Source organism: uncultured Oscillibacter sp. (assembly GCF_910584465.1).
Taxonomy (GTDB): Bacteria; Bacillota; Clostridia; order Oscillospirales; family Oscillospiraceae; genus Oscillibacter.
Map to the genome: position 1 here is coordinate 1 of NZ_CAJUBK010000078.1, position 8,708 is coordinate 8,708.

General features: G+C 61.3%; 8 protein-coding genes. 5 read left to right on the plus strand and 3 right to left on the minus strand.

The window, feature by feature from the left end:
* Nucleotides 1–73 precede the first annotated feature (73 nt).
* The gene (locus QZ332_RS12190) at nucleotides 74–1,216 is read right to left on the minus strand and encodes an acyl-CoA dehydrogenase (protein ID WP_295765818.1); all 1,143 of its coding nucleotides are present in this window, start codon (nucleotides 1,214–1,216) and stop codon (nucleotides 74–76) included.
* A 26-nt stretch (nucleotides 1,217–1,242) separates the two neighbouring features.
* A complete protein-coding gene (locus tag QZ332_RS12195) occupies nucleotides 1,243–2,079 on the minus strand; it encodes a 3-hydroxyacyl-CoA dehydrogenase family protein (RefSeq protein ID WP_295765822.1) in 837 nt (278 codons plus the stop codon).
* Nucleotides 2,080–2,503: 424 nt separating this feature from the next.
* Here QZ332_RS12195 and dpaL point away from each other — a divergent pair, with 424 nt between their 5' ends.
* Nucleotides 2,504–3,718: a diaminopropionate ammonia-lyase gene (gene dpaL, locus QZ332_RS12200; RefSeq protein ID WP_295765825.1), complete on the plus strand. Its 1,215-nt coding sequence runs from the start codon at nucleotides 2,504–2,506 to the stop codon at nucleotides 3,716–3,718.
* Nucleotides 3,719–3,771: 53 nt separating this feature from the next.
* On the opposite strand, the gene QZ332_RS12205 is transcribed toward dpaL, so the two are convergent.
* Nucleotides 3,772–4,236: a GNAT family N-acetyltransferase gene (locus tag QZ332_RS12205; protein ID WP_295765828.1), complete on the minus strand. Its 465-nt coding sequence runs from the start codon at nucleotides 4,234–4,236 to the stop codon at nucleotides 3,772–3,774.
* A gap of 203 nt (nucleotides 4,237–4,439) precedes the next feature.
* Here QZ332_RS12205 and guaA point away from each other — a divergent pair, with 203 nt between their 5' ends.
* The 4 genes from guaA to trmB all read left to right on the plus strand — a co-directional run bounded on the left by guaA (nucleotide 4,440) and on the right by trmB (nucleotide 8,561).
* Nucleotides 4,440–5,393, plus strand: coding sequence for a glutamine-hydrolyzing GMP synthase (gene guaA / locus QZ332_RS12210; protein ID WP_363324036.1), 954 nt, complete (start codon nucleotides 4,440–4,442; stop codon nucleotides 5,391–5,393).
* A 286-nt stretch (nucleotides 5,394–5,679) separates the two neighbouring features.
* On the plus strand, nucleotides 5,680–6,627 hold the full coding sequence (locus QZ332_RS12215) for a hypothetical protein (protein ID WP_295765833.1): 948 nt from the start codon (nucleotides 5,680–5,682) through the stop codon (nucleotides 6,625–6,627).
* 319 nt (nucleotides 6,628–6,946) lie between these two features.
* Complete coding sequence (locus tag QZ332_RS12220; protein WP_295765836.1) at nucleotides 6,947–7,492, plus strand: CD3072 family TudS-related putative desulfidase; 546 nt, start codon at nucleotides 6,947–6,949, stop codon at nucleotides 7,490–7,492.
* 28 nt (nucleotides 7,493–7,520) lie between these two features.
* Nucleotides 7,521–8,561 carry a tRNA (guanosine(46)-N7)-methyltransferase TrmB gene (trmB, locus tag QZ332_RS12225; protein ID WP_295765839.1) on the plus strand — a complete coding sequence of 347 codons (1,041 nt, stop codon included), beginning with the start codon at nucleotides 7,521–7,523 and terminating at the stop codon, nucleotides 8,559–8,561.
* Nucleotides 8,562–8,708 lie beyond the last annotated feature (147 nt).

Here is an 8,708-nt window from a genome sequence, read left to right on the forward strand (position 1 = left end):
CAGCCACCTTGCCGGAGGTATCCGGGACCTGCTTGATGGAAACGATGATCTTCATGACCTTTTACCTCCTATCTTATTTCACGCCCAGGCGGCTGGAAATGACCATGCGCTGGACCTCGGATGTACCCTCATAAATCTCGGTGATCTTGGCATCGCGCATCATGCGCTCCACAGGATACTCGCGGGTATATCCGTAGCCGCCGAACAGCTGGACGGCGCGGCGGGTCACGTCGGACGCGGCCTCGGCGGCGAAGAGCTTCGCCATGGAGGCGTCCATGGAATAGTCCTCATGCAGCTGCTTCTTCATCGCGGCGGCGTACACGAGGTACTGGGCGGCCTGCATGCGGGTGTGCATGTCGGCCAGCTGGAACTGGGTGTTCTGGAACTGGCTCAGGCGGCGGCCGAACTGGACGCGCTCCTGGGTGTACTTGATGGCCTCATTGACCGCGCCCTCGCCCAGGCCCAGGGCCTGGGAGGCGATGCCGATCCGGCCGCCGTCCAGGGTCTGCATGGCGATCTTGAAGCCCTTGCCCTCTTTGCCCAGCAGGTTCTCCTTGGGGACGATGCAGTCCTCGAAGATCAGATCGCAGGTGGAGGAGCCGCGGATGCCCATCTTCTTCTCGTGCTTGCCGGTGGAGAAGCCGGGGAAGCTCTTCTCGACGATGAAGGCGGAGATGCCGTGGTTGCCCTTGGACTTGTCGGTCATGGCGAAGACGACGAAGGTGTCCGCCACGTTGCCGTTGGTGATGAAGCACTTGGAGCCGTTGAGGACGTAGTGGTCGCCCTCCAGAACGGCGGTGGTCTGCTGGCCGGAGGCGTCGGTGCCGGCGTTGGGCTCGGTCAGGCCGAAGGCGCCGATCTTGCGCCCGGAGCACAGGTCGGGCAGGTACTTCTTCTTCTGCTCCTCGGTGCCGTGCTCGAAGATGGGGGCGCAGCACAAAGAGGTGTGGGCGGAGACGATGACCGCGGTGGTGCCGCAGACCTTCGCCAGCTCCTCCACGCACATGGCGTAGGAGAGGACGTCGCCGCCGGCGCCGCCGTACTCCTTGGGGAAGTAAATGCCCATCATGCCGAGCTTCGCCATCTTCTTGACGGTCTCCATGGGGAACTCTTCCGTCTCGTCGACTTCCTCGGCCAGAGGCTTGACCTCGTTCTCGGCGAACTCACGGTACATCTTACGGAGCATCAGCTGCTCATTGGAAAGATGAAAGTCCATACCTTATTTACTCCTTTTCTCAGGTTTTACTTGGAATAGTCGAAGAAGCCCTTGCCGGTCTTGCGGCCCAGCTCACCGGCGCGCACCTTCTTGCGCAGCAGCAGGCTGGGGCGGTACTTGGGATCGCCGGTCTCGTTGTACAGGGTCTCCATGATAGCCAGGCACACGTCCAGGCCCACCAGATCGCCCAGGGCCAGGGGGCCCATGGGATGGTTGGCGCCCAGCTTCATGGCGGTGTCGATGCCCTCGGCATTGGCCACGCCGGTATCCAGCAGGTCGGCGGCCTCGTTGATCATGGGGATCAGGATCTTATTGACGACGAAGCCGGGGGCCTCGTTGACCTCGACGGGCTCCTTGCCGATCTCCTTGGAGAGCTCCCAGATGGTGTCGAAGGTCTCCTGGGTGGTCTTCGCGCCCCGGATGATCTCCACCAGCTTCATGCTGGGGACGGGGTTGAAGAAGTGCATACCGATCACGGGGTGGCTCAGGCCGTTGGCCATCTCGGTGATGGACAGGGAGGAGGTGTTGGAGGCGAAGATGGCCTCGGGCTTGCACATGGCGTCCAGCTCGCTCAGCAGGGCCTTCTTGGTGGCCATGTCTTCCTTGACGCACTCGATGATGAGGTCGGCGTCGGCGCAGGCGGACTTCTCCTCCACCAGCACGTTGGCCATCAGCGCGTCGGCGGCGGCCTGCTCCATGCGGCCCTTGTCGACCCGCTTCTGGAGAGAGGCGGCCAGCTTATCCTTGTGCTTCTGGGCGGAGGCCACAGAGCTGGCGTACATCAGGGCGGTGTGGCCCTTCGCTGCGAAGACCTGGGCGATGCCGCTGCCCATCGTGCCCGCGCCAAAAATAGCTACCTTCATTGATCGTTCCTCCTGTTATTTTTGATATTGTACGGTAGGTCCTGTTTACCATGCCCTCCGGCATTTTGAAACCTGGGAAATGCGAGCAGATCCCAACATTGCTAATTTGCTCACAATCTTTATTATAGGATCCTTCCCCGAAATTATCAAGTACAATTTCACCGCCGTCCCGCTCTTTTTCTCTTTTTTACACTTCGCACAAAATATTCGTTAAATTTTATACGATTTTATAGGACTGCCCATCCCGGCCAGTCCCTTCCATCCGCCGGCGCCGCCCCCCCGCCGCAGGCAGCTCTATTATTTTTTTAGTTTCCCTGAAAAATTTTCAGGTACCCCCTTGCGTTTTTCGTTTTCTGTGCTATCATACAGTCATGGACTAAATATCTTTCAGCCAAGCAAAAATTTTTTTGGAGGCGAGCGCACCATGAAAGAAGCCATCGAATGGACCCTGAACCATATGCCCAAGAGCGAGGACGCGCAGCTCGGCGTCATGTCCCTGTCCCACGTGGCGCAGGCCCGCTCTTTCCACACCAGCTTCCCCCAGTACTCCGTCACTCCGCTGGCCGATCTGGGGGGCATGGCCAAGCACCTGGGCCTGAGCGGCCTCTATGTGAAGGACGAATCCTACCGCTTCGGGCTCAACGCCTTCAAGGTGCTGGGCGGCTCCTTCGCCATGGGCCGGTACATCGCCAAGGAGATGGGCCGGGACGTGTCCGAGATGACCTACGGCTACCTGACCAGCGAAGCCTTCCGCCGGGAGTTCGGCCGGGCCACCTTCTTCACCGCCACCGACGGCAACCACGGCCGGGGCGTGGCCTGGGCCGCCAACAAGCTGGGCCAGGCGGCCGTGGTCCACATGCCCAAGGGCAGCAGCCGGCCCCGCTTCGACAACATCGCCGCCGAGGGCGCCAAGGTGACCATCGAGGAGGTCAACTACGACGACTGCGTCCGCATGGCCGCCGCCGAGGCCGCCCGGACGGAGCACGGCGTCGTCGTCCAGGACACCGCCTGGGAGGGCTATGAGGAGATCCCCGCCTGGATCATGCAGGGCTACGGCACCATGGCCAGCGAGTCTGCCGAGCAGCTCCGCCAGATCGGCGCGGAGCGCCCCACCCACATCTTCGTCCAGGCCGGCGTAGGCAGCCTGGCCGGGGCCGTGGTGGGCTATTACGCGAACCTCTTCCCCAACGATCCCCCCAAGTTCATCGTCATGGAGGCCCAGGCGGCGGACTGCCTCTACCAGGGCGCCCTGGCGGGGGACGGCGGGCCCCGGATCGTGTCCGGAGACCTCCAGACCATCATGGCGGGCCTGGCCTGCGGCGAGCCCAACATCATCTCCTGGGACATCCTGCGCAACCATGTGACGGCCTTCGTCTCCTGCCCCGACTGGGTCAGCGCCAAGGGCATGCGGATGCTGTCCTCCCCCGTGAAGGGGGACCCGCGGGTCGTCTCCGGCGAGAGCGGCGCGGTGGGCATGGGCCTCATCGCCGCCCTGATGGAGTCGGACGCGCACAAGGACCTCCGGGAGGCCGTCGGCCTGGACCGCTCCAGCCGGGTGCTGATGTTCTCCACCGAGGGCGACACCGATCCCGAGAAGTACCGCAAGATCGTCTGGGGCGGGGAGCATCCCACGGTCTGAGACCGCGATACCGCATCGGACGCATGAGGAGCCGGGCCGCTGGGCCCGGCTCCTCAGATATCGTTGCCCGTCCGCTTCTCCATCACATAGTTGGTCAGTGAGACCCCCCGCCGGACGACCTGCTGTTTTTTGACGGTCCGATAGCCCCGGGCCTCAAAGAACGGCTTCGCCGTGACGGAGGCATGGGTGGTGATGGTCTTAGGGCCCGCCGCCGCCTCCAGCCGATCGCAGATGGCCGCCGCGATCCCCCGGCCCTGATAGTCTTTATGGACATACAGCCGGTCCAGATAGCCGGAGGGCCCCAGGTCCCCAAACCCGACGATGACGCCGTCCTCCACCGCCACGAGCGTGCAGTGCTCCCGGAACGAGCGGTCCCAGGCATCCAGGTCGACCGTGCCGGGGGCCCAGGCGGCCAGCTGCTCGGGGGAGTAGTCCCGCGCGTTCACGCTGTGGACGGTCTCACGGAACAGGTCCGCCAACGCTCCGCAGTCCGGCGGCCGGTATCTCCTGATGTACAAAGCTCCGCCTCCTCCGCCGCTCAGATCCTCTCAGGGGAGTATAACATGGACCGCGCCCCGGCGCAAGGTGCGGGACGAGACCGGCAGGGCCTGTCGATCTTGTTGCGTTCCCAGCGGAAATGTGTTATAACACCAAATAGAGACACGAACGAACCTTTTACGATGGAGGACAGCCTATGAACAAAGACATCCGTCCCGCGGACATGAAGCGGATCGACACCCCCGAGCTCGCCCAGGCGTTCATCGCCCGGCAGACCGCCCAGATCCAGGCCCAGGTGGGGGACAAGAAGGTGCTGCTGGCCCTTTCCGGCGGCGTGGATTCCTCGGTCGTGGCCGCGCTGCTGATCAAGGCCATCGGCAGGCAGCTGGTCTGCGTCCACGTGGACCACGGCCTCATGCGCAAGGGCGAGAGCGAACAGGTCATCGAGGTCTTCCGGGACCAGATGGACGCCAACCTCATCTATATCGACGCCGCGGACCGCTTCCTGGACCTGCTGGCCGGAGTGGACGAGCCGGAGCGGAAGCGGAAGATCATCGGCGGCGAGTTCATCCAGGTCTTCGCCGAGGAGGCCCGGAAGCTGGAGGGCATCACCTTCCTGGCCCAGGGGACCATCTATCCCGACATCCTGGAGAGCGACGGCGTGAAGGCCCACCACAATGTGGGCGGCCTGCCGGAGGACATGGACTTCGAGCTGGTGGAGCCGTTGAAGCTCCTCTTCAAGGACGAGGTCCGCGTGGTCGGCAGGGCCCTGGGCCTGCCGGCGTCCATGGTGGAGCGCCAGCCCTTCCCCGGCCCCGGCCTGGGCGTGCGGTGCCTGGGCGCCATCACGAGGGACCGCCTGGCCGTCCTGCGGGAGTCCGACGCGATCTTGCGGGAGGAGTTCGGCAAGGCGGGCCTGGCGGGGAAGGTGTGGCAGTTCTTCACGGTGGTGCCGGACTTCCGCTCCACCGGCGTGCGGGACGGCAAGCGGGCCTTCGACTGGCCGGTGATCGTCCGGGCCGTCGACACCGTGGACGCCATGACCGCCACCGTGCCGGAGATCCCCTACGCGGTGCTGAAGGCCGTCACCAGCCGGATCCTGGCCGAGGTCCCCGGCGTGTGCCGGGTGCTGTATGACCTGACGCCGAAGCCGATCGGGACCATCGAATGGGAGTGAAAATGTAAATCATACCGCCCCGCTGAACAGTGTTCAGCGGGGCAATTTTTGGCCCAGAAGAAGTAGAGAGGGCCGTGGAGGACGCAAAACGCCGGGAGGTGGCGGAGAAAGAGCAGAAGAAAGCAAAGCGGAAGTTCAGCCGGGGGGTGAGGTAATAATCGACAGGAGGGCACTTTAAGGAGCGCCCTCCTGCTTTGTACTTGTCAGCGGGTGTTTTCACTGCTATAATGAGAACAATAAATTGAAATTTGCAGCGGCAATACTAAATCTGTGATGAGGTGTTTTCATGAAGTTAATAAGTCTGAAAAGCCTACTGACAGCTCTGATGGGCTGTGCATTTGTTGTTATAAAGGCGGTGACCTTTGATGGGCTGGCGGATATGGTCTGGATCATACTCTTTGGATACCTGTCCGTCAAATGTCTGGTCACGGCGTTTTCTCAGGAGGCCTATGACGAGGACGTGAAACAGGCGCGGCAGGGAAAAGTTTTGTACCGTGATCTATTCGGAAAATTTGCCTACGTTGCGACAGATATTCCGATTATTCTGATTTTTTTAGCCGGTCTTTTGGCTATGCTCTGTCCCGCAACAAACTTGCTAAGAGTTATCCTGATTGGACTTATTCTGGTAGCGTTGGGATATGCTATTGGGTTCAGCCTGTATGTTTCAAAGCATAAACGGCTACGTATGGAAAACGGTGAGTGGGGCACGGGGGTTTTAAATGCGGAGGATGAGAAAGCATGGAAACAATCAGACCTGTGGCACAGTATTATTCTTGGAATTGTCGCGGTGTTGGGTATTTTGTGTTTCATTTTCGGGAATCCAAAAATCTATCTGAACAACGCCAGGCTGAAAAACACACTGTCCACGCTGGGCAGTGACAGTGCTACTCTGGAGGAGATAGTTCCCTTTGAGTGGACAGCCGTGTACACATTTGACCCCTATACATCAATCGACCGCATTGAGTGGGTCACCGGCTCAAATAGTCCAGCGTTGAAGGAGAGTGTCAGCGAGGGCATGACCCACGTTGTGTTTACAAACAGAGGACAGGTTGTCGCCAGTGTCTGCGCCTATCCCGAGGACATTGGGTATTATTTAGGGTTTACCGGTGGAAAATATACCTATTATGACTATTCGGATGGTGGATATTCCCACATTGAATACGGTGATAAGGTTGCCTTTGAAGTGACGCGGGATGAAGACTTCGTCAGGTTGTATGCTCATGTTGAGAAATAATGTATGATATTACGCATCGACTTAGAGACCACAAATTCCTGATTTATCGGGGGAGCTTCCTATTGATGAACACCTGGGAAAAGCGGGGGAATGTAGTTGCATTTCCTCGCCTTTTGTGCTATCATCAAAGTTGTAAGCCAGCAGAACAAATAGTAAGCAACTCCCTCACGTTATCACTGCTGATAACAATTTGATAACAGCCCATCGTATAGGCTGGATAATATGGATATATCAAATAATCAAAAGAACAGGGTATCATATTTCTAAAGCAAAATCCGTTAGAATATGATACCCAGCAACGAGTGGGAGTGATATCCAGATGTTCACCGACGGGAGGAGCAAACGGGTCGTCTTCCTGGCCCATTGTCTCCTGAACCAGAACGCCATCTCCGACGGCACCGCCGTCTGCCCGGCAGCGTTCCGGGAGCTCCTCGAAACGCTCCTGGACGCGGAGGCCGGCATCGTCCAGCTCCCCTGCCCGGAGTTCTGCTGCCTGGGGCTGGACCGGGGGGACATCCACGGCGCGGAGCGGCCGGTGACGGTGGAGAACACCCGCATCCGCAGGGCGATGGGCGAGTCCCCCGCCAAGGAGCGGCTGGACGCCCTGGTGGAGCAGACGGTCTGGCAAATCATGGGATACCACCGGCACGGCTTCCAGATCTTGGGGATCGTCGGCGTCGACCGCTCTCCCACCTGCGGGGTCGGGACCACATCGGACCGCGGCGCGGAGGTCCCGGGACGAGGGCTTTTCATGGAAGCCCTCTCCCGGCGTCTGGCACAGGAGGGCCTGACGGTCCCCATGCTGGGGCTGAAGCGCCCGGAGGATGCCCCGAAGATAACATCATCACTCAACTCTGCCGGATGACCGGCCCTGTTCAGGAGGACGCCGCCCTATGCGAATGCGGAAAAAGAAGAACCTCATCCCCCGGATGGAACGCTGCGCCGAGCGGCTCATCCGGGACCCCTACGACCGTCCCGGCCGCTGGCGGGAGCTGATGCCCCAGGCCCGGGAGATCCATCTGGAGCTTGGCTGCGGCAAGGGCCGCTTCACCGCCGGGACCGCCGCCGCCGATCCCGACGTGCTGTTCCTGGCGGTGGAGATGGTGCCGGACGCCATGGTGGTGGCCATGGAGCGCTGTGTCGGCGCCGGGCTCTCCAACGTTTTTTTCCTCAGCGCCAACGCGGACCAGGTCCCCTACTTCTTCGCCCCCGGCGAGGTGGACCGGATCTATATCAACTTCTGCGACCCCTGGCCCAGCGGGCGGCACGCCAAGCGGCGGCTGACCCACGGGAACTTTTTGAAGCTGTACCGCCAGGTGCTGAAGATGGGCGGGCAGATCCATTTCAAAACGGATAACCAGCCCCTGTTCGAGTTCTCCGTGGAGGAGCTCCCCCGGTTCGGCTTCCGGTTGTCGGAGGTCACGCGGGACCTCCACGGGAACGGCCCCGTGGGCATCATGACGGACTACGAGGCCAAGTTCTTTGGGCTGGGCCAGCCCATCGGCCGCTGTGTGGGGACCATGGTGGAGTGGGAGGAGCCCTTCCCCGCCAGCCGGAAGGCGATCGAGCGCCGCTGGCTGGACGCCTTCGCCGAGGGCGCCCCGGAGGCGGGGGTGGGGGAGCACGTGCTGGCAGAAGGGAACTACCTCTGGCACCTCTTCTCCTGGGAGCTGGTCCCCTGCCTGGAGGGCGCCGCCGCCAGGCAGGCGCTGGAGGCGCTCCCGGACGAGACCATGTACCTCTTCTATCATGAATATCCGCCGGAGGGCGTCCCCCTGTCCCGGCCCGTCTCCAAGGCGGAAGCCCTGGCCCTGCCGGAGCCGGAGGCGCTTCCCGGCGCGGACTGGTATCTGGTGGACAAGGGCTTCACCTGGACCTATGCCCACACCCATGAGGCGGCATGCGGGCCGTACTTCTGCCGGCCGGGGACGTGACAGATCCTCCGCCCGGCGGGCCCTGGGCGCGCAGGCATGAGAAAAAGGACTTCGGGAACACTTCCGAAGTCCTTTCAGCCTGTCGAAAGATCCTTTTCGACAGGCTGAGCAAGTTTTCAGGACTTTCTTGAAAGTCCTGAAAACTTA

Bases quoted from the DNA above. Each gene is read 5' to 3' on its own strand.
- guaA (WP_363324036.1), top strand. From the start codon at position 4,440: ATGAAGCGGATCGACACCCCCGAGCTCGCCCAGGCGTTCATCGCCCGG.
- QZ332_RS12195 (WP_295765822.1), bottom strand. From the start codon at position 2,079: ATGAAGGTAGCTATTTTTGGCGCGGGCACGATGGGCAGCGGCATCGCC.
- trmB (WP_295765839.1), top strand. From the start codon at position 7,521: ATGCGAATGCGGAAAAAGAAGAACCTCATCCCCCGGATGGAACGCTGC.
- QZ332_RS12220 (WP_295765836.1), top strand. From the start codon at position 6,947: ATGTTCACCGACGGGAGGAGCAAACGGGTCGTCTTCCTGGCCCATTGT.
- QZ332_RS12190 (WP_295765818.1), bottom strand. From the start codon at position 1,216: ATGGACTTTCATCTTTCCAATGAGCAGCTGATGCTCCGTAAGATGTAC.
- QZ332_RS12215 (WP_295765833.1), top strand. From the start codon at position 5,680: ATGAAGTTAATAAGTCTGAAAAGCCTACTGACAGCTCTGATGGGCTGT.
- dpaL (WP_295765825.1), top strand. From the start codon at position 2,504: ATGAAAGAAGCCATCGAATGGACCCTGAACCATATGCCCAAGAGCGAG.